We start from the raw sequence: 18983 nt of genomic DNA on the forward strand, positions 1-18983 counted from the left end.
CGCGGCCGCCCCATCAGCGCCATCGCGATCATGATGCGCTGGCGCTGACCGCCGGAGAACTCGTGCGGATACTGGCCGAGCCGGTCGGCGGCGCGCGGGATGCCGACGCGGTCGAGCAGCGCGACGGCGCGCTCGGTGGCGAGGGCGCGGGTCAGCCGCTCGGTGAGGATCACCCCCTCGGTGAGCTGCCGGCCGACGGTGAGCGTCGGATTGAGCGCGGTGGTGGGGTCCTGGAAGATGATCGCCATCTCCCGTCCCCACATCCGCGCGAGCGCCCGGCGGTTCCTGGCGCACTCGTGGCCGGCGACGGTGAGGCGGTCCGCGCGCATCCGCGCTCCCCTCGGCAGGAGGCCCATCACCGACAGCGCCGTCAGCGACTTGCCGCAGCCCGACTCTCCCACCACCGACAGGGTCTCGCCGGCGGCGATGGTGAGGTCGACGCCGCGCACGGCGTGGAGGCGGCCGTGCTCGGTGGGCAGCTCCACCCGCAGGCCCACGATGTCGAGGACCGGGCTCATCGCGTCACCGGCCCGGTGATGTCACGCAGCCCGTCGCCGAGGAGGTTGACGGCGAGGACGAGCACGCAGAGGCAGGACCCCGGCAGCGCGATCAGCCAAGGGTCGAAGAGGATGTTCTCGCGCCCCTCGGCGATCATCAGGCCCCACGAGGGCGTCGGCGGTCGCACCCCAAGCCCCAGGAAGGAGAGCGCCGCCTCGAGCAGGATGGCGTTCGCCACCTCGAGCGTCGCCACCACGATCACCGCCCCGCGCAGGTTGGGCAGGATCTCGCCGAAGAGCACGCCGATCTCGGCCCGCCCGATGGCGCGCGAGCCGGCGACGAAGTCGCGGTTCGCGAGCGACTGCGTCGCCGCGCGGGTGACGACGGCGAAGCGGTCCCACAGCAGCAGGCCGAGGACGAGCACCAGCGTCGTCAGCGAGGCGCCGCCGAGCGCGACCGCGGCGAGCGCCACCAGCACGATGGGCAGCGCGAGGCGCGTGGTGATGACGAAGGAGATGACCATGTCGACCCAGCCGCCGAAATATCCGGCGAAGAGGCCGAGGGTGACGCCGATCAGCCCGCCCACCGCCGCGACCCCGAGACCGACGCCGAGCGACACCCGCGCGCCGTAGACGAGGCGGGCGAAATAGTCGCGCCCGAGATGGTCGGTGCCGAGGAAATGCTCAGGTACCGAGCGATCCATCCAGAACGGGGGCAAGAGACGGGCGGCGAGGTTCTGCGCCGTCGGATCGGCATGGGCGATGAGCGGCGCGAACACCGCCACCAGCACGATGACGAGGAGGAGCCCGCCTCCGACGACGACGCCGGTGTTGCGCAGCGCCCGCCGCGCGAGGCGTCCGGCGTTGGAGCGGGTGGGCGTCTCGATGGCGAGGCTCATGCGCGGCGCCCCCGGATGCGCGGATCGAGGAGGGCGTTGATGACGTCGGACAGCGTTGTGAGCGCCACGTAGATGAGGGCGAGGATGAGGATGATCGCCTGGACCACCGGAAGGTCGCTGCGCAGGAGCGACTCCCAGGCGAGCCGCCCCATGCCGTTCACCGCGAACACGCTCTCGATCACGATCGAACCGGACAGGAGCACCCCGAGCTGCACCGCCGAGAGCGAGATCAGCGGCAGCACCGCGTTGCGCAGCGCGTGGCGGGTGATGACGAGCCATCCGGGAAGCCCCTTGGCCCGGGCCGTGCGCACGTAGTCGGCGTCGAGCACGTCGATCATGCCGGAGCGGGTGACGCGCATCATCGCCGGCATCGCATAGTAGGAGAGGACGAGGACGGGCAGGATGTAGCCGCGCCAGGTGTCGGTACCCGAGATCGGCACGATGCCGTACCAGACGCCGAACACCACGATCAGCATCAGCCCCAGCCAGAAGCTCGGGATCGCCTGGCCGAGCACCGCGAAGCCGAGGGCGAGGCGGTCGACGATCGAGTTGCGGAACATCGCCGCCACCACGCCGAGCGGAACCGCCACCAGGAGCGCGAGGGCAAAGGAAAGGAAGCCGAGCAGCAGCGTGACCTTCACCCGCGCCGCGACGATCTCCGATACCGGCATGTTGAAATAGACGCTGCGGCCGAGGTCGCCGCCGAGGACGCCCGTCACCCAGTCGAGATATTGGACGACGATCGGCCGGTCGAAGCCGTAGGCCTCGCGCACCGCCGCGGCGTCGGCGGCGCTGCCGCCGGAGCCGGCGATGGCGATGGCCGGGTCGCCGGCCATGAAGATCAGCCCGAAGCTGAGCCAGGACACGGCGACCGCCACCAGCAAGGCGACGGTGAGGCGTCGGACCACGAAGCCGAGCATCGGCGACCTTCCTCAGCGGTGGGCCGCCCCGGCGAACCGGGGCGGCGTTGGAATCACTGCCAGCTCGACAGCCACCAGCGGGCGAACTCGTCCGGATGCGGCGTGAAGACGAGGTCGGGGTTGAGGCCGTAGTTCACATTGAAGTTGTACATCGGCATCCAGTAGGCCTCGTCGGCGATCTTCTTCACCGCCTTGGAGTAGTTCTCCAGACGCACCGAGTCCTCGGTGGCGGTGTCGCCGGTGGTCACCCACTCCTGGACCTCCTTGTCCTGCACCAGGTCGTCGGCGCCGCCGCCGAAGAAGTTGGACAGGATGAAGACCACGTCGCCGATGCCGTAGCTGCCCCAGTTGGAGAAGAAAGCCGGCAGCTCCTTGGCGCGCCACTTGCCGACGCCCGCCGCATATTGCTGCTCGTTGAGCACCACGTCGATGCCCACCTTGGCGAGATCGGCGGCCACCGCCTCGGCGACGGGACGCGGCATCGCGGCAAAGATCATCTCGATCTGGAAGCCGTCGCCATAGCCGGCGTCGGCGAGCATCGTCTTGGCGAGCTCGGGGTCGTAGGCGTAGGTGGCGACGTCCTGCTCGCAGCCGAACTGGGCCGGGTTGCAGGGCGTGTTCAGGACCTTCGAGGCACCGCCGGCGAAGGCGTCGACGATCGCCTGCCGGTTCACGGCGTGGATCATCGCCCGGCGCACGTCGGCGTTGGCGATCGGCGTGTCGCCACCGTTGGCGAGCGGTGCGAAGCCGACATAGGCGATGCGCATGATCGGCGCGCTGAGGACGTTCACCCGGCTTTCGAGACGGCTCGCCTGATCGGGCGGAATGCGCCAGATCCAGTCGAGCTTGCCGCTCATCAGCTCGGCATATTGGGTGTTCATCTCCGGGATCGTGCGCACCACGATGTTCTTGATCGCGGGCTTGCCCTTGGGGCTGCCCTCATAGTGATCTTCGAAGCGCTCGAACACGTAGCGGATGCCGGGCTCCTGCTCCACGAGCTTGTAGGGGCCGGTGCCGATCGGGTTCTTCGCCATCCCCTCCGAGCCGCCGGCGGCGAACGCCTCGTGCGGGTAGATCGGCAGCGCATCGGCCAGCATCTCCACCGCGCCCGCGAAGGGCTTCGACATGTTGATGCGCACCTTGTAGTCGTCGAGCTTCTCGACGCTCTCGATCCAGTCGACCGAGATGGCGTAGCGCGTGCCGTATTCCGGGGTGATGACGGTGTTGAGCGTCTCCACCACGTCGTCGGCGGTGAAGTCGGCGCCGTTGTGGAACTTCACGCCCTTGCGCAGAGTGAATTCCATGGTCAGCGGCCCGGTGCGCTCCCACGATTCGGCGAGCGCCGGCACGATCTCACCGGTGTCGAGGTCCTTGTAGAGCAGCCCGTCGTAGACGTGGCGGGCGAGGATGAGGCCCTGCCGCCCGGCGATCTTGTAGGAGTCCAAGGGCTCCGGCTCGGCGGCGAAGGCGGCGTTGAGCGTGTCGTCGGCCTTGCCGGCGAACGCGGCCGGCGCGGTGAAGCTGATCGCCGCGGCCGCGAGGAGTGCGGCAATTGAGGCGGCGCCTTTGCGAGGGAACAGAGGCATGGTCGTGATCTCTCCGTGGGCGAATGGGTCGGGGGCGAAGGGTCGGTTGCGAACGGTCAGGGATGGCGCGGAACGCGGCCGGGCAAGCTCGGTGGTCGGGTGATCTCGGCAAGGGTCTCGCCGGCCTGGAGCCGACGGATGGTCTCCGGCTCGGCGGCCTGCATGGCGCGGGCGCGCTCGGCGTGCTCGGCCGCGGTGGCCGGGTCGAGCACCACGACGCCGCTCTCGTCGGCGAGCACGATGTCGCCCTGCTCGACGCGCACCGAGCCGCAGGTGATGGGACAGCCGATCTCGCCGCCGCCGCCGCGGATCTTGGTGGTGAGCGGCGAGCGGCCGCGGCACCAGACCGGAAATCCGGCGGCGAGGATCGCGGCCTGGTCGGTCATGTAGCCGTCGATGATCACGCCGGCGACGCCGCGGGCGATGGCCGCCGCGCTCGTCACGGCCCCCCAGCAGGCGTGGCGCACGTCGCCGCAGCGGTCGACCACGATCACCTGGCCGGGCTCGGCGATGGAAAGGGCATGGACGAGGGCGGTGCCGTCGCTGCCGGGCAGCCGCACGGTCAGCGCCGGGCCGAACACCCGCGCGCCGGGAATGACGCCCTGGATGACCTGGGCCATGAAGCCCTGCTCGAGAAAATGGCCGAGCGTCGCGGTCTCGATGTCCGATAGATCCAGGCTCACCGCACCCTCTTGCCTCGAATTTCAGCAGCAGGTGAAGGAGATCGGATGTTAGGCAAAGGGTCAAATAGGCCGCCGCTATCCTTCAGATAGGCAAGTCGCTTGTCGGCCGCGGCGCCACCGCCTATCGTTTGCCGGACTCTCGGCTCATGGCGGCAATGGCACGGCAAGCCCGACGTCTCGATCAGCTCAACCTCAACCTCTTGCGCACCTTTTCCGTGATCGCAGAGGAGCAGGGGCTGACGCGGGCGGCCGAGCGGCTCAGCATCCGCCAGCCGTCGGTGACGCTGGCGCTCCAGCGGCTCGAGGAGCAGCTCGGCTGCCAGCTCGTCCATCGCGACAGCCGGCGCTTCGCGCTGACCGCCGCCGGTCAGCGCGTCTACCTCGAATGCCAGGACATCCTGCGCTCGCTGGGGCGCATCGAGGAGGCGACGCGCGAGGTGGGCGACGAGACCGGCGGCGAGATCCGCCTTCTCATCGTCAGCAACCTGTCCTCCCCGCTGATCGACGAGGCGATCCGCCTGGTGCACTCCCGTCACCCCGCGATCAGCTGGACGATCGAGGTGGAGACGAGCCACACCATCGTGCGCCAGGTGCAGCAGGAGCGGGCCGGCCTCGGCATCTGTCTGCTCACCCGGCCGGTGGTGAACCTCGACTGCCGCCTCCTCTTCCGCGAGGCGTTCAGCGTTCTATGCGGCGCCGAGCATCCCTTCTACGGCCGGCACGACGTGCCGATCTCGGAGCTGCAGCAGGAAGCGTTCGTCGCCTTCACCTGCGCCACCGAGGGGCCGGGGCTGGAGCCGATGGCCGTGCTCAGCGAGGGGGCCGGCCTCGGCAGCCGGGTCGCCGCGTCGAGCCCGAACCTCGAGGAGGTGCGCCGGCTGATCATCCTCGGCGTCGGCATCGGCATCCTGCCGCTCACGGCCGTGTCGGCCGAGATCGAGCGCGGCCTTCTGTGGTCGCTGGCGGTGCCCGACCAGGCGCTCGGCGCCGACGTGTTCCTCGTGACCAATCCCGACGTCGGCCTCAGCGCCGCCGAGCAGCAGTTCGTCGCCGCCATCGAGGAGCTGACGACGCTCTATCCCGAGCTCGCGGTGTAGGTCCCCTGCGAGCGGCGGTCGGCGTGGCGCTCAGAGCGCCCCGGCCGCGGCGCTCCCGTCGACCCGCGGCAGCTGGCCGCTCATCTTGGCGTAGGCGACATACTGGGCGATCGGCAGCATCGCCGACGCGCTTGCGAGGCGGTGCCGCTTCATCGCCGACTGGAGATAGGCGGCCTGGGTCCAGTCCTGCCGGCCGCCGAACTGGCGCGCGACGAGGGGCGCAATCTCCGGACGCCCATCGACGGCCTCCTGCAGCGCCTCGAAGATCGCCTCCCGGACCCCCGGCGTGCCGACGCCGTTGTGGATCGCGAGGGCCTCGACGATGATCTCCAGCTTCTGGACGGACTGCGCCGGGTCGAACAGGAAGAGATCGCGCAGGTGCGCCACGCCCGCCTCGTCGTCGAGCTCGACGAGGGCGGTGGCGGCCGCGCCGAGATTGCTCGCCCACTGCCGCTCGACCGCCCGGTCGACCTGCTGGCGGATCACCGTGCGGGCGCGCGCATCGTGGCTGACGCCGAGGAGAAGGAGCCGGATCGGCTGGTTGGTGTAGCCTTCGAGCGTCCAGAGGTCGGCGATGAGATCCTCCACCGGGATCGTCAGCCCGATCGAGCGCAGCATCGGGTAGGTCGCCTGATCGATCTCCCGCAGCACCAGATTGCGCACCTCGGGGTCGGTCGACGACTGGCGCGCCGCGAAGAAGGCGAACCGCCGATCGTCGTAGCCGGCGCTGCCCCAGTCGTCCATGCTGGCGAGCACGTCGTTCGCGAGCTGCTGCATCTCGGCACTCGCGTAGGCGATGCGCTTGATGCCGTCGCTCGCGGCATCGAAGGCGAAGAGCACGCCGTCGCCGGGGTTCGCGGCGAGCTGCGCCTCGGTCGCGGCATCGACCGGCTCGGTGATCCGAACGGTCCGCCCGCCGTCCTTCAGCGTGGCGGCGACCTCGTATCGACCGTCCTCCCCCTGCCGGGCGAGCACCACGTGGTCGCTCTCGATCAGCCGATCGACCACCGTCGGCTCGGGCGCGTAGAAGTGGAAGGCGCAGGCGTCGGCCGGCCGCGGCGTCAAAAGCGCCGGCGACACGACCAGCGCGACGGCCGCGGCGCAGCGAACGAACGTGCGCAGAAAGCTCTGTGCGGTGGGCATCCGATCCCTCCGTCCCCCGGACCAAGATCGCAACAGGGTGGGCGCTTCCCGCCGATCCCGCAAGGCCCGGCCGGGCCTCGATCGGCGAGAGCGGTCCACGTCCGCTGCTGTAATCGAGATGTCATGTTACCGTATATTGTACGACGCGCAACGCTCTCCTATGGTGCGCACCCGAGCGGGAGCGTCCGCTTGACCGCTTGGACAGGAACGGCAGCCATGGCTTGCAAGACGGTGCTGACCGAGACCCGGCCGTTCGGCGTCGGCCGGCTTCTTCTTCCGTTCGACATGCCGAGCGCGTTCTAGGCGATGCCCGTCGTCGACGAGAACGCGGCGATCCGGCTGCAGGACGTTTCCTTCCGCTGGCCGGGACGATCGGGCTTCGGCTTCGAGGTCTCCCACCTCGAGGTCGCGCGCGGGCAGACAATGTTCCTGGTCGGGCCGTCGGGGTCCGGCAAGTCCACTCTCCTCAGCCTCATTTGCGGCATCGTGGCGCCGGACTCGGGGCGCGTGGAGATCGACGGCGAGGACCTCGGCGCCCTCTCCGCGGCGCGGCGCGACCGGCTGCGCGCCGAGCGGATCGGCATCGTGTTCCAGATGTTCAACCTCCTGCCCTATGCGAGCGCGCTCGACAACGTGCTCCTCGCCCTCGCCTTCGCACCGGGGCGGCGCCGGCGTCTCAAGGGGCGCGAGCGGGAGGAGGCGTTGCGGCTGATGGGGGCGCTCGGCCTGCCGTCCTCGCTCGTCGCCACGGCGCCCGCCGCCGAGCTCAGCGTGGGACAGCAGCAGCGGGTGGCGGTGGCGCGCGCGCTGATCGGCGATCCCGGCATCATCATCGCGGACGAGCCCACCTCGGCGCTCGACGCGGCCGCCCAGTCCGCCTTTCTCGACATCCTGTTCGATCTCGTGGGCGACGTCGGCGCGACGCTCCTGATGGTGAGCCACGACGAGCGCCTGGCCGGGCGCTTCGACCGCGTCGCCTCGCTGACGGAGATCGCCCGCACCCAGATGGCCCACACCGGCCGCTCGTCGGCGGAGGCCGCATGATCCTCCTGCGCCTCGCCTACCGCTCGCTGCTCAACCGCCGGCTCACGGCGATCCTCACGGTGTTCGCGGTGGCGCTGTCCGTCGCCCTCTTCCTCGGCACCGAGAAGGTGCGCACCGGCGCCCGGGCGAGCTTCGCCGACACCATCTCGGGCACCGACCTCATCATGGGCGCCCGCTCCGGCGGCGTGCAGCTGCTGCTCTACTCGGTCTTCCGCATCGGCAACGCCACCAACAACGTCACCTGGCAGAGCTATCGGGACATCGCCTCGCGCCCCGAGGTTGCCTGGACGGTGCCGCTGTCGCTCGGCGACAGCCATCGCGGCTTCCGCGTCCTCGGCACCACCGACGCCTATTTCGAGCACTACCGCTATCGCGGCGGCCGGCCGCTCGCCTTCGCCGAGGGCGGCCGCTTCAAGGACCTCTTCGACGCCGTCGTCGGTGCCGACGTCGCGCGCGAGCTCGGCTACGAGATCGGCGACGAGATCGTCGTCGCCCACGGCATCGCCTCCTTCACCAAGCACGACGACAAGCCGTTCCGCGTCGCCGGCATCCTCGCCAAGACGGGAACGCCGGTGGACCGGACGGTGCACGTGAGCCTCGAGGCGATCGAGGCGATCCACGTCGACTGGCGCGGCGGCGCCCGCATTCCGGGTGCCGAAGTGTCGGCGGAGGAGGTGCGGCGGATGGACCTGTCGCCGCGCGCCATCACCGCGGCGCTCATCGGGGTGAAGTCGCGCCTGCAGGTCTTCACCCTGCAGCGGGCGATCAACGAATATCCGGAGGAGCCGCTGCTCGCGATCCTGCCCGGCATCGCGCTGCAGGAGCTGTGGGGGATCGTCGGCATCGCCGAGACCGCCCTGTCGGTCGTCTCGCTGATGGTGGTCGCGACGGCGCTCCTCGGCCTCGCGACGATGATCCTCTCCTCGCTCAACGAACGACGGCGCGAGATGGCGATCCTGCGCGCCGTCGGGGCGCGGCCCTGGACGATCCTCGCGCTTCTCGTCACCGAGGCCGGCCTCCTGAGCCTCGCGGGCGTTCTCCTCGGAGCGGCGATGCTCTATGCTGGCCTCTTCGCGCTGCGCCCGCTCATCGACGACGCGTTCGGCCTCTATCTGACGATCGACCCGCCCACGCCGCGGGAGCTCGTCATGCTCGCCGGCGTGGTCGCCGCCGGCCTCCTCGTCAGCTTCCTGCCGGCGATCCGCGCCTACAAGATGTCGCTCGCCGACGGTATGAGCGTGAAAATCTGAGGTCCACCATGAAACGGCTCGCCCTCCTCGCGCTCGTTGTGTCCGCGGCACCCTTCCTCGCCAATCTCGGCCCCGTGCCGGCGCTCGCGGCGAGCGCCACGGTGGAGATCGACTGGCGCGACCTCATCCCGCCGCGCAAGGCGCTCGACCCGTTCGACGAGATGAAGAGCCGGCTGAGCCAGCCCGACAAGTTCTTCGCCGAGACGACCCAGCCGACCGAGACGCCGCGCGGGATCGTGCAGCACGGCCAGCTGACGACCGCGCTGCAGGGCTCGGACGTCGTCACCCGCTTCAACGGGCAGACGGTGAAGCTCTCGGGCTTCGTCATCCCGCTCGACTACTCCGGCCTCGGCGTGACGAGCTTCATGCTCGTTCCCTTCGTCGGCGCCTGCATCCACGTGCCGCCGCCGCCGCCCAACCAGCTGGTGTTCGTGACCACCGAGACGCCGTTCGAGGTGCAAGGCCTCTTCGAGCCGGTCACCGTGACGGGAGAGTTCAACACCGCCACCACCAGCACCGAGCTCGCCGAGGTCGGCTACGTCATGACGGCGAAGCGCGTCGATCCGTTCGAGTAGATCGCCTCCGCCGAGCGGTGGCGCCCTAGGCGGCGCGGTCGCCCGCGAGGCGCTGCCAGAGGCGGCGCCACAGGGGCGGAGTGTCGGCTCCGTCGGCCGGGCCGACGATCACCGTGGCCGTCGCCCCGTTGACGAGCGGCACACCCTTCGGCCGCTCGATCAGCTCGATCTCGATCGGCACACGCTGGGCGAGGCGCACCCACTGGAAGGACGGGTTCGGCGCCTGCAGCAGACTGCTCGACAGGTCCTCGCTGTAGGCGATGCCCGACGCGATGCCGGCGACCCGCCCCGCGACGACCTCGCCGTTCGCCATGAAGCGGATCCGCGCGCTCGCCCCCACCGCGATCCGCGAGAGCTGGGTCTCGAGGAAGAAGGCGTCGACGCGGAAGGAATCGGTGTCGATCAGCGCGAGGACCGGCGTGCCGGTGGCGCCATAGTCGCCGACGTCGGCGACGAGGTTGGTGACGACGCCGTTCACCGGCGCCCGCAGCTCGGTGCGCTCGCGGTCGACCGTCGCGACCTTCAGCGCGGCTTCGGCCGCCTTCAGCGTCGCCTCCGCGGCCTTGGTCGCGAGATCGGCATTGATGATCTCGACCTCGGCGACGGAGATCGCCCCTTCCGCCTTGAGCTTGTCGAAGCGGCTCGACTTCTGGCGGGCGATATCGAGCTGCGCCGCGGCCTCGTCGCGCGCGGCGGTCGCCTGGGCGACGGCAAGGTCGAAGTCCGTCGGATCGACCCTGAGGAGCAGGTCGCCCCGCTTCACGCTCATGTTGTTCTTGACGGCGACCTCGACGATCTCGCCGGCGACGCGCGGCGCCACCGCCACGATGTTGGCGCGCACGTGGGCGTCACGCGTCCACGGATCGTAGAAGATCCCGTCCCACACGAAGATCCCCGCGTAGATCGCGCTGATCGTCAGGATGGTGGTGAAGAGGAGGCGAACGATGATCATCGTCGTCAAAAATCCGGTGCGATCCAGGCGACCACGCCCAGGGTGACGACGTAGAGGGCGAGCCGCCCGAGCGCCGGGTGGAAGAAATATGCCCAGAGGCCGAACCGCAGCATGAGCATGTCGATCAGATACCAGAGGACCGCCGCGACGATCGCGCAGGCGAGGAAGCTCGGATAGAACATCCCGATGAAGGCCATCTCATGATGCACGGCTCACTCCCCGACCCCGCGACAGCTGTCCCGTCTTGATGATCGCCGCGAGAAGCTCGCCGATCGCCACGTAGCGCAGCGACTCCACGCGGGCCTCCTCGTCGAGACCGCCGGCGGCGAATGTCTCGCGCAGCATAGCGCGCAGCTCTTGGACGATCGTGCAATCCACCGGCCCGTCCGCATGCGCCGCCGCCGCGAGCACGGTCGCCCGGAGGCGCGGACCGAATGCGGCGAGCTGCGGCGGCAGGTGCCCCGCCCGCTCGATCAGGAATTGCTGCTGGAACTCGCCGCCAGCGATCAGCGCCGCCCGCGCCCGCACGCGCAGGTGGAGCCCCTTGCGGTCGTCCGGCGCGACGCTGAGGCCGAGATCGGCGAGGACGTCGACGAACTGCTCCACCATGGCGAAGGGGCCGATCCGGCCCGCCGCGGCCCTGCGCAACAGATCGTCGGTCGAGCGGCGGAGGTGACGCCGCACCCAGCCCGCGTCCTCGGGAAAGATGATCGTCAGCGCCGCGATCAGCGCGATCGGCAGGAAGATCAGCGTGAGGAGCACGTTGACGAGGGTGAGGGGGTCGAAGACCGGCGTGTTCTGCGGCTGGAAGCCCACCGAAATGACCATGATGGAGCCGATGGCGAAGGCCAGATGCTGCGGCGCCTTGGCGACGAGAAAGATCGCGAACACGGCACCGCCGAGGACGAGGGCGAGCGCCACGAACCCTTCGAGGTTTGGCAACAGCACCATCAGCACCATCGCGAAGACCCCGCCGCAGGCGATGCCGCCGCCGAGCGAGCGGGCCCCGGATATTCGCACGGCGCGCGGAGCGATCGTCGGGAAGATGAGCGTGACGGCGGTGCCGATCAGCGCCAGCACCTGCCCGTTGGGCCACGCGGTCGCGAGCCACACCGTCGAGAGGGCGAGGAAGACAAGCATCGGGCGAAGCGCGACCTCGGCCGCCCCCAGAGGATCGAAGTGCCGGCCGGCCATCGGCGCCATCCGCTCGACGGGCAGCGAGGTATCGCTCAGCGCCGCCTCGGTGCGCATCAGCTCCTCGACGGCGAGAGCGAGCAGGCGCATCCGATAAAAGGCGGCGCCGAGCTTCAGGGCGTGATCGGAAAGGTCGCTCCCCTCGAGCGGCAGCACCTGCCGCGGGTGGACCGTCTCCGCGACGCCCGCCATCCGGTCGGCTGCGGCGAGCTTCTCGGCCGGCGGCGCGCCGGGCGCCGGAAGCGCGTCGATCGCGTCGGCAAGGCGCAGGCGGGCGGCACGGATGTCGGCGTCGCTCGCCTCGTCCGGCAGCACGAACAGGGCGAAGCGGCCCGTCTCCGCGCGGATCGCGAGCTTGTTGAGCGCCATCGCCACCGCCGTCATCCGCGGCCGCAGGTGATTGCGCCGGGTGCGCTCGTAGGCGAGGCCGCGCAAGGCCGTGTTGGCGAGGGAGAGCGAGGGCAGCACGTTCGGCTCGTAGCCGAGGCCGCCGCCCGCCTCGTTGCGCAGGATGCGCCCCGTCAGGGAGAGCGCCGCGGTGCGGGCGGCGCGCAACCCGTCGGCCGCCTGCGCCGAGACGGAGCGGGGGAACACGACGAGCATCACCGCGAACGCCACGATCACCGGGATCGTCGTCTCGGTGGTGCGCTCCACGGCGAGGGAGAAGGCGTTGGCGGCGTCGGGCCCGGTGTCGACCACGATGATCAGCGTGACGAGCCCGGCGGTGCCGTAGGTATAGACGTCGAGCCCGCTTTCCTTCTGGCCCCAGAAGGCGACGAGGAAAATGAAGATCGCGACGGCGATGATCGCCGTCTCCCCCGTCTGGCCGAAGAGCACGGCGAGGGCGAAGCCCGACAGGCAGCCGAGGAGCGTGCCGGCGAGCCGCGCCATCGCCCGCCACACGGTGGTGCCGCCGTCGGGCCGCACGATGAGCGGCACGGTGAGAAGCGCCCAGAAGGTGTGGTCGAGATCGAGGAGAAACGCCACGTAGAGCGACAGCACCGTGATCAGCGCGACCTTGAGGGCATAGGTCGGGTGCGCGTCGGCGATCCGCGTGCCGGTTCGGGCGGCCCACTCACCGAGACCCGCTGAGGGGGCGCCCGCTCGTTCGCTCATCATCGTGCGCGGTCTCGCTCGGTTATCTCGGCCGTCTCACACCCCGCTGCGTCGACAGGGCGGCGCGCGGGGTCTTTCGCAGGACGGATCGGCGGCCACTTCCCGTCATGACGCGCAGACGACGTCGCCGACGGCGGCACAGACGAAGTCGCAGAAGACGCGCGTCCTGATGGGCATTCTATCAAGCGGCGGAAAGACGAGCCAGACGCCGCCGCGCGGCGTAGCGTAGGCGCTCAGCACCGGCTCCAGGCGTCCGGCCGCGATGTCGCTGGAGACGAGATAGCTCGGCGCCTGGACGATGCCGAGACCGCTGAGTGCCGCGTGGAGCAGCGCCTCGCCGTCGTCGAGCACGAGAAAGGGCTTGCCGGCGATCTCGGCCTGCTCGGTGAACGCCCAGACCTCCGGCAGCCCGGTGGTCGGGAAGCGGAAGTGGACGCAGCGGTGGTCGCGCAGATCCTCCGGCGCGCGGGGGCGCCCCCGCTCCGCGAGGTAGGCCGGCGAGGCGCAGGTAACGAAGCTGTGGACCCCGAGCCGCCGCGCCTTCAGCGAGGAGTCCTCGAGCTCGCCGAGCCGCAGGACGACGTCGTAGCCGTTCTCGACCACCTTCACCTTGGTGTCGTCGAGCCGCACGTCGAGCTCGACCTCGGGATAGGCGGCGGTGAATTCGGCGAGGCGGGGAATGACGTATCGCCGCCCCAAAACAGTCGGCAGGCTCACCTGCAGCCGTCCGCGAGCGCTGCCGGCGAACTCGGCGAGCTCCGTCTCCGCCTCCTTGAGGTGGGCGAGGATCGCGGTGGCGTGGGACCAGACGACCTGCCCCTCCTGGGTCAGCGTGAGCGAGCGCGTCGTGCGGTAGAAGAGCTTCGCCGACATCCGCCCCTCGAGCCGCGATATCGCCTTGCCGACCGCCGATCCGGACAGCCCCAGCTCGCGACCCGCCGCGCTGAAGCTACCGGTCTGCACCGCCGACACCAAAGCGACGAGGCCACTCAGCGTGTCAAGGTTCGACGATCCGGACATTCTGTCTCCAGTGTCAGGACACTCCCATCTCTTTTTCTTAAGTACCAGCAACCGCATGTCGGGGGAGTAACAAACGACAATGCTGCCATTCCCGATGGAGACGGCGAGACGCCCGTGATCGCTCGTACTGTCCGTCCGGATCGATGGCGGGCCCGCGGGGTCCGCCACGCCGGGCAGAGACGACGGCGGCTCGCCGTGTTCCCCGCCCTCCGCGCGGCGTTCCGACCGGAGCTGCGCGCCTGACGCACCGACGGCCGTCGACCGACGTCGCCGTCGGCACGTCCCCCGTCTGACCCTCTCGCCGGCGACGCCACCACCGTCGCGGCACAACGGAGCCCGGACCATGCCGACCTTCACGACCTCCGACGGAACGACGATCCACTACAAGGACCAGGGAGAGGGCCCGACCCTCCTGTTCTCCCACGGCTGGCCGCTCGCGTCCGAAGCCTGGGACGCGCAGCTCCTCTTCTTCGGCCAGAGGGGCTACCGAGTCATCGCCCACGATCGCCGCTCGCACGGCCGCTCCGACCACACCTGGGACGGCAACGTCATGGACCGCTACGCCGACGATCTCGGCGAGCTGATGGCCCATCTCGACCTCCAGAAGGTGGTGATGGTCGGCCACTCCACCGGCGGCGGAGAAGTCGCCCACACGATCGCCCGCCACGGCAACGAGCGCGTCGCCGGCGCCGTGCTCGTCAGCGCCGTGCCGCCGCTGATGCTGCAGACGGCGGACAACCCGAAGGGCACACCGAAACAGGTGTTCGACGACATCCGCGCCGGCGTCGCCAGCGACCGCTCGCAATTCTATCTGGACCTCACGATGCCCTTCTACGGCTTCAACCGCGAGGGAGCGACGGTCAGCGAGGGACTGCGCCAGAGCTTCTGGCTGATGGGCATGCAGGGCGGCATCAAGGGTCAGTACGACTGCATCGCCGAGTTCTCCGAGGTCGACTATACGGACGACCTCAAGGCGATCACCGTGCCCACCCTCGTCGTCCATGGCGACGACGATCAGATCGTCCCCATCGACGCCTCGGGCCGGATGAGCGCGGAGATCGTCCGGAACGCCGAGCTCAAGGTCTACGAGGGCGCCTCGCACGGCCACGCGCAAGTGCAGCCCGACCGCTTCAACGCCGACCTTCTGGCCTTCGTCCAGAAAGTCGGCCTCTAAACCCACGACCGAGGGGGATCGAGGATGTCCGAACCTGTCGTCCGCCACATGGGCGAACTCAAGATCACGCGGATTTCCGAGCCGGACATCCTCGCCCTCACGCCGGCGCGGCTCTTTCCCGACCTCGCCGACGAGGCCGCCGACCCGGCGCTGTTTCCCCCGCACATGCTGACGGAGGAGGGGTTCGTCCGCCTCGCCGTGCACGCCTGGCTCGTCGAGGGGCCGCTCGTCACGCTCCTCGTCGATACCGGCATCGGCAACGCCAAGGCGCGCCCCAAGGCGCCGCTCTTCCACGAGCGGCAGACCGACTTCCTCGACACCCTGGCAGCGGCCGGGGTGGCGCCGAGCGCGGTCGATCTCGTCCTCCTCTCCCACCTTCATGTCGACCATGTGGGATGGAACACGGTACGGACCGACGACGTCTGGCTGCCCACCTTCCCACACGCCAAGTACGTCTTCTCCGAAAAGGAATACCGCTTCTACGCCGCGCCCCAGCACTACGAGGCGCGGCACCACAACAGCTTTCTGGCGCGGATGGACAGCGTCGACCCGGTGGTCGCCAACGGTCAGGCCGTGATGATCGCGGTGGATGGATCGGAGGTGATGCCGAACGTCCGCTTCCATGCAACCCCCGGCCACAGCCCCGACCACGCGGTGATCACGATCGATACGCCCGATGGCCGCCTGCTCTTCGCCGCGGACACGCTCCACCACCCCGCGCAGGTGCTGCGGCCCGACGTGAACTCGACGTTCGACCTCGAGCCCGAAGCCGCCCGCGCCTCGCGCCGCAAGATGCTCGACATGGCCGCCGAGGAGAACACCCTCCTCTTCGGTGCGCACCTGTCGGGCACCTCGGTGCTCGACATCCGCCGCACCGCCGAGGGCTACACCTGGCGGGAGGCCTGAGGCACCGGATCCGGAACCCGACCCGCGGCGCCGATCGAGACGTAGATCGCCGCCGCCGTTCGGATGCCGTCGCGAAAGCAGGCGATCTTCAGATTCTCGTCGGGCGCGTGGTTCGCCTCGTCGGCATTGGCGAAGGGGACGAGGAAGGTCGGCAGCCCGAGAACGCTCTGAAACGCGGCCGTCGGCAGCGTGGCGCCGAGCATCGGCTGAAGGAGCGGCTCGGCCCCCCGCGCCCGAACGATCGCCTCGCGCAGCGCCCCGGCCCACGGATGGTCGAGCGGCGTCCGGGCGACCGGGGTGCCCTGTCCGCGCACCACCTCGACGTCCTCGGCGTGGCGAGCGACATGGCGCTCCAGGCAGGCGAAGACGTGCTCCGGCTCCATCCCGGCCACGAGGCGGATGTCGCACTTGGCGATGGCTTGCGCCGGGATCACCGCCTTGCTGCCGCGCCCGGCGTAGCCGCCGGAGATGCCGTTGATCGTCAGCGTGGGATGGAACATCAGCCGGTCCGCGAAGGGGCGGTCCTTCGGCTGATCGAGGTGCGTCAGGCCAAGCTCGCGCTGCACGGCCTCCACGTCGACGGGGAAGATGTCGGCCGCGGCGCGCTCGGCGGGCGCAGGCGGCTCCACCCCGTCCAACAGGCCCTCGACGGTGAGGCGACCGTCGCGGTCCCGCATGCTCGCCAGGGCATGCACCAGCGCCCACGCCGCGTTGGGCATCACCCCACCGAAGAGGCCGGAATGCGCATCGCGCCGCGCGGTCTTCGCGTGCAGCTCGAAGGAGAGGAATCCGCGGTTGCCGAAGCAGATCACCGACGCCCCGCTCTCGTGCAGCGGACCGTCGGAGATGACGACGAGATCGGCACCGAGGGCGTCGGCGTGCGTCTTGAGGAACGGCCTGAGGTTGGGACTGCCCACCTCCTCTTCGCCTTCGAGGAGGAAGAGCACGTTGCACGGCAGCCGGCCATGCGTCTCGCGCAGCGCCTCCAGCGCGAGGATGTGGGCGAAGTGCTGGCCCTTGTTGTCGCCGGCGCCGCGGGCGTAGAGCCTGCCGTCGCGCACCTGCGGGCTGAACGGCGGCGACGTCCACGCCTCGACCGGCTCGGGCGGCTGCACGTCGTAGTGGCCGTAGACGAGCACAGTGGGCCCGTCGACCCGCGGGCTCTTGCCGAGCACCATCGGGTAGCCCGCGGTGGGGATGAGCTCGACCTCCATCCCCAGGCGGTCCACCAGATGGCCGGCGGCGAGGCGGGCCGCCTCCCCCATCCCGACATTCTGGGCGCTGATGCTCGGCTGGCGCAGATAGTCGATGAGAAGCTCGAGGTGCGCCTCGAAGCGCTCGTCCAAGCGGGCGAACACGTCGTCGAGATCGCTCATGCGGCAGTCCCCTTGGCTGTTGGTCGAAACGATGCGGCGGCCGGGCGGGTCCGGCAGGCCTGCCGCATGGCGTGCGGCCGTCGGATCAGCGCAGGACGGCGCCGAAGTTGCGCGCCGGGTCGAACTCCGGCGAGGGCCGGCCCAGCGGCATCGCCGCCTCGCCTGCCGCACGCGCGAGGAAGCGGCCGGACCCCGCCGCAGCAAGAAGCCTGCCATCGTCGACGACGACCTCGCCGCGCCGCACGGTGGTGACCGGCCAGCCTCGCACCGTCCGTCCCGCATAGGGCGTGTAGCGGGCCCCGTCGTGAACGCTCTCGTCGGCGAAGGTGATCTCCTTGTCGGCGTCCCAGATCGCGATGTCGGCGTCGGCGCCGGGCGCGATCGTGCCCTTCTGCGGGGCGAGCCCGTAGAGCCGCGCCGGTTCCGACGCGGTCCAGCGCACGAAGTCGGTGAGGCGGAACCGGCCCGAGGCGACCATCGCGTCGAAGAGGAGCGGGAGCCGCGCCTCGATGCCGGGCATCCCCGAGACGATCTCCTTGAAGTTGGGCGTGGGGCTGAAACGCAGCTTGCCCGTGTCGTCGAAGGCGTAGGGGGAATGGTCGGATGAGATCAGCTGCAGATCGCCTTGGGCGAGGGCAGCCCAGAGCGCATCCCCGTCCGCCGCCTCGCGGCCGGGGGGCGAATAGACGAACTTCGCCGCCTCGTTGCCGGGCCGATCCATGTCGCCGCGGGTGAGGAAGAGATATTGGGGACAGGTCTCGGCGTAGACCTTGAGCCCCCTGCCCCGCGCCTGGCGCACGATCGCCGCTCCCTCGGCGGTGGAGACGTGGTAGAGCATCACCGGCTGGTCGACGAGCTCGGCGAGCGCGATCAACCGCTGAAAGGCCTCCGCCTCCGCCGCCCGCGCGTGGGCGACGCCGTGATAGCGGGCGTGGGTGTAGCCGCGATCGAGCAGGCGGCGGGTCAGCCACTCGATCATGCCGTGGTTCTCGGCGTGCGCCATCACCAGGGCGCCGAGCTCGCGCGCCGTCTCCAGAACGTCGAGGATCTGGAGATCGTCGAGCTTCACGCGATCGTAGGTCATGAAGAGCTTCAGCGAGCTGTGGCCGGCCGCGACCAGCTCGGGCAGCTCACCCTTCAAGACCTCCTCGGTGGGGTCGGCGAGGATGAGGTGGAAGGCGTAGTCGGTCACCGCGCCGGCGCGCGCGAGGGCGTGATAGGCGTCCGCGTTGCGCGCGACGCTCTCGCCGCGCCCCTGCGCCACGAACGAGATCGTCGTCGTCGTGCCGCCCATCAGCGCGGCCTTGGTCGCGGTCTCGAAGGTGTCGGAGCAGACGAAGCCGCCGGACGACATCTGCTCGATGTGGGTGTGGCTGTCGACGCCGCCCGGCAGGACGAAGCGGCCCCTGGCGTCGATCTCGGTCCGACCGCGACCGAGACCGCTGCCGATCGCGGCGATCGTGCCGCCGGAGACGGCGACGTCGGCGGCGAAGACGTCCGACGCGGTGGCGACGGTGCCGCCGCGGATGACAAGGTCGTAGTCGGTCACTC

Annotated in this window: 18 protein-coding genes; 6 read left to right on the forward strand and 12 right to left on the reverse strand. The window is 70.0% G+C overall.

Features of this window, described 5'->3' with window-relative positions:
- The 5 genes from JCR33_RS14905 to JCR33_RS14925 form a co-directional block, all read right to left on the reverse strand.
- A partial coding sequence (locus JCR33_RS14905; RefSeq protein ID WP_198882901.1) for an ATP-binding cassette domain-containing protein occupies positions 1-518 on the reverse strand: 518 nt, incomplete at its 3' end.
- The gene (locus JCR33_RS14910) at positions 515-1396 is read right to left on the reverse strand and encodes an ABC transporter permease (protein ID WP_198882902.1); all 882 of its coding nucleotides are present in this window, start codon (positions 1394-1396) and stop codon (positions 515-517) included. The genes JCR33_RS14910 and JCR33_RS14905, both read right to left, overlap by 4 nt.
- A complete protein-coding gene (locus JCR33_RS14915; RefSeq protein WP_198882903.1) occupies positions 1393-2316 on the reverse strand; it encodes an ABC transporter permease in 924 nt (307 codons plus the stop codon). The genes JCR33_RS14910 and JCR33_RS14915 overlap by 4 nt, the downstream gene beginning before the upstream one ends.
- A 53-nt stretch (positions 2317-2369) precedes the next feature.
- Positions 2370-3902, reverse strand: coding sequence for an ABC transporter substrate-binding protein (locus JCR33_RS14920; protein ID WP_198882904.1), 1533 nt, complete (start codon positions 3900-3902; stop codon positions 2370-2372).
- 56 nt (positions 3903-3958) lie between these two features.
- On the reverse strand, positions 3959-4585 hold the full coding sequence (locus JCR33_RS14925) for an RraA family protein (protein WP_332461200.1): 627 nt from the start codon (positions 4583-4585) through the stop codon (positions 3959-3961).
- A gap of 155 nt (positions 4586-4740) precedes the next feature.
- Here JCR33_RS14925 and JCR33_RS14930 point away from each other — a divergent pair, with 155 nt between their 5' ends.
- Positions 4741-5682, forward strand: a complete 942-nt coding sequence (locus tag JCR33_RS14930; protein ID WP_198882905.1) for a LysR family transcriptional regulator — start codon at positions 4741-4743, stop codon at positions 5680-5682.
- A 30-nt stretch (positions 5683-5712) separates the two neighbouring features.
- Here JCR33_RS14930 and JCR33_RS14935 read toward each other — a convergent pair whose 3' ends face one another.
- Positions 5713-6825, reverse strand: coding sequence for a hypothetical protein (locus JCR33_RS14935; protein ID WP_198882906.1), 1113 nt, complete (start codon positions 6823-6825; stop codon positions 5713-5715).
- 306 nt (positions 6826-7131) lie between these two features.
- Here JCR33_RS14935 and JCR33_RS14940 point away from each other — a divergent pair, with 306 nt between their 5' ends.
- From JCR33_RS14940 to JCR33_RS14950, 3 genes are read left to right on the forward strand one after another with little or no spacing between them, the layout of a single operon-like run.
- A complete protein-coding gene (locus JCR33_RS14940; RefSeq protein ID WP_198882907.1) occupies positions 7132-7869 on the forward strand; it encodes an ABC transporter ATP-binding protein in 738 nt (245 codons plus the stop codon).
- Positions 7866-9119 carry an ABC transporter permease gene (locus tag JCR33_RS14945; protein WP_211110324.1) on the forward strand — a complete coding sequence of 418 codons (1254 nt, stop codon included), beginning with the start codon at positions 7866-7868 and terminating at the stop codon, positions 9117-9119. Before JCR33_RS14940 ends, JCR33_RS14945 begins: the two co-directional genes overlap by 4 nt.
- A gap of 8 nt (positions 9120-9127) precedes the next feature.
- Entirely contained in the window at positions 9128-9694 is a 567-nt protein-coding gene (locus tag JCR33_RS14950; RefSeq protein WP_198882908.1) for a DUF3299 domain-containing protein, read from the forward strand.
- A 25-nt stretch (positions 9695-9719) separates the two neighbouring features.
- Here the strand turns inward: JCR33_RS14950 and JCR33_RS14955 are convergent, their stop codons facing one another.
- The 4 genes from JCR33_RS14955 to JCR33_RS14970 form a co-directional block, all read right to left on the reverse strand.
- On the reverse strand, positions 9720-10646 hold the full coding sequence (locus JCR33_RS14955; protein WP_198882909.1) for an HlyD family secretion protein: 927 nt from the start codon (positions 10644-10646) through the stop codon (positions 9720-9722).
- 5 nt (positions 10647-10651) lie between these two features.
- Complete coding sequence (locus JCR33_RS14960; RefSeq protein WP_198882910.1) at positions 10652-10855, reverse strand: DUF1656 domain-containing protein; 204 nt, start codon at positions 10853-10855, stop codon at positions 10652-10654.
- The gene (locus JCR33_RS14965; RefSeq protein WP_211110325.1) at positions 10845-12956 is read right to left on the reverse strand and encodes an FUSC family protein; all 2112 of its coding nucleotides are present in this window, start codon (positions 12954-12956) and stop codon (positions 10845-10847) included. The genes JCR33_RS14960 and JCR33_RS14965 overlap by 11 nt, the downstream gene beginning before the upstream one ends.
- Positions 12957-13061: 105 nt before the next feature.
- Positions 13062-13976 (reverse strand): LysR family transcriptional regulator, encoded by a 915-nt coding sequence (locus JCR33_RS14970; RefSeq protein WP_198882912.1) that lies wholly within the window; start codon positions 13974-13976, stop codon positions 13062-13064.
- Between the two features lie 343 nt (positions 13977-14319).
- Here JCR33_RS14970 and JCR33_RS14975 point away from each other — a divergent pair, with 343 nt between their 5' ends.
- Entirely contained in the window at positions 14320-15150 is an 831-nt protein-coding gene (locus JCR33_RS14975) for an alpha/beta fold hydrolase (RefSeq protein WP_198882913.1), read from the forward strand.
- A 24-nt stretch (positions 15151-15174) separates the two neighbouring features.
- On the forward strand, positions 15175-16056 hold the full coding sequence (locus JCR33_RS14980) for an MBL fold metallo-hydrolase (protein WP_198882914.1): 882 nt from the start codon (positions 15175-15177) through the stop codon (positions 16054-16056).
- Here JCR33_RS14980 and JCR33_RS14985 read toward each other — a convergent pair.
- Complete coding sequence (locus JCR33_RS14985; RefSeq protein WP_198882915.1) at positions 16035-17432, reverse strand: M20/M25/M40 family metallo-hydrolase; 1398 nt, start codon at positions 17430-17432, stop codon at positions 16035-16037. The genes JCR33_RS14980 and JCR33_RS14985 overlap by 22 nt on opposite strands.
- Positions 17433-17517: 85 nt before the next feature.
- Positions 17518-18981 carry a dihydropyrimidinase gene (hydA, locus tag JCR33_RS14990; RefSeq protein ID WP_198882916.1) on the reverse strand — a complete coding sequence of 488 codons (1464 nt, stop codon included), beginning with the start codon at positions 18979-18981 and terminating at the stop codon, positions 17518-17520.
- Between the last annotated feature and the right edge of the window lie 2 nt (positions 18982-18983).

Source organism: Acuticoccus mangrovi, assembly GCF_016411865.1.
GTDB lineage: Bacteria > Pseudomonadota > Alphaproteobacteria > Rhizobiales > Amorphaceae > Acuticoccus > Acuticoccus mangrovi.

Coding starts and splice junctions, on each gene's coding strand:
- JCR33_RS14975 (WP_198882913.1), top strand. CDS start 14,320: ATGCCGACCTTCACGACCTCCGACGGAACGACGATCCACTACAAGGAC.
- JCR33_RS14965 (WP_211110325.1), bottom strand. CDS start 12,956: ATGAGCGAACGAGCGGGCGCCCCCTCAGCGGGTCTCGGTGAGTGGGCC.
- JCR33_RS14915 (WP_198882903.1), bottom strand. CDS start 2,316: ATGCTCGGCTTCGTGGTCCGACGCCTCACCGTCGCCTTGCTGGTGGCG.
- JCR33_RS14940 (WP_198882907.1), top strand. CDS start 7,132: ATGCCCGTCGTCGACGAGAACGCGGCGATCCGGCTGCAGGACGTTTCC.
- JCR33_RS14955 (WP_198882909.1), bottom strand. CDS start 10,646: ATGATCATCGTTCGCCTCCTCTTCACCACCATCCTGACGATCAGCGCG.
- JCR33_RS14950 (WP_198882908.1), top strand. CDS start 9,128: ATGAAACGGCTCGCCCTCCTCGCGCTCGTTGTGTCCGCGGCACCCTTC.
- JCR33_RS14970 (WP_198882912.1), bottom strand. CDS start 13,976: ATGTCCGGATCGTCGAACCTTGACACGCTGAGTGGCCTCGTCGCTTTG.
- JCR33_RS14910 (WP_198882902.1), bottom strand. CDS start 1,396: ATGAGCCTCGCCATCGAGACGCCCACCCGCTCCAACGCCGGACGCCTC.
- JCR33_RS14920 (WP_198882904.1), bottom strand. CDS start 3,902: ATGCCTCTGTTCCCTCGCAAAGGCGCCGCCTCAATTGCCGCACTCCTC.
- JCR33_RS14985 (WP_198882915.1), bottom strand. CDS start 17,432: ATGAGCGATCTCGACGACGTGTTCGCCCGCTTGGACGAGCGCTTCGAG.
- JCR33_RS14980 (WP_198882914.1), top strand. CDS start 15,175: ATGTCCGAACCTGTCGTCCGCCACATGGGCGAACTCAAGATCACGCGG.
- JCR33_RS14945 (WP_211110324.1), top strand. CDS start 7,866: ATGATCCTCCTGCGCCTCGCCTACCGCTCGCTGCTCAACCGCCGGCTC.
- JCR33_RS14930 (WP_198882905.1), top strand. CDS start 4,741: ATGGCACGGCAAGCCCGACGTCTCGATCAGCTCAACCTCAACCTCTTG.
- JCR33_RS14935 (WP_198882906.1), bottom strand. CDS start 6,825: ATGCCCACCGCACAGAGCTTTCTGCGCACGTTCGTTCGCTGCGCCGCG.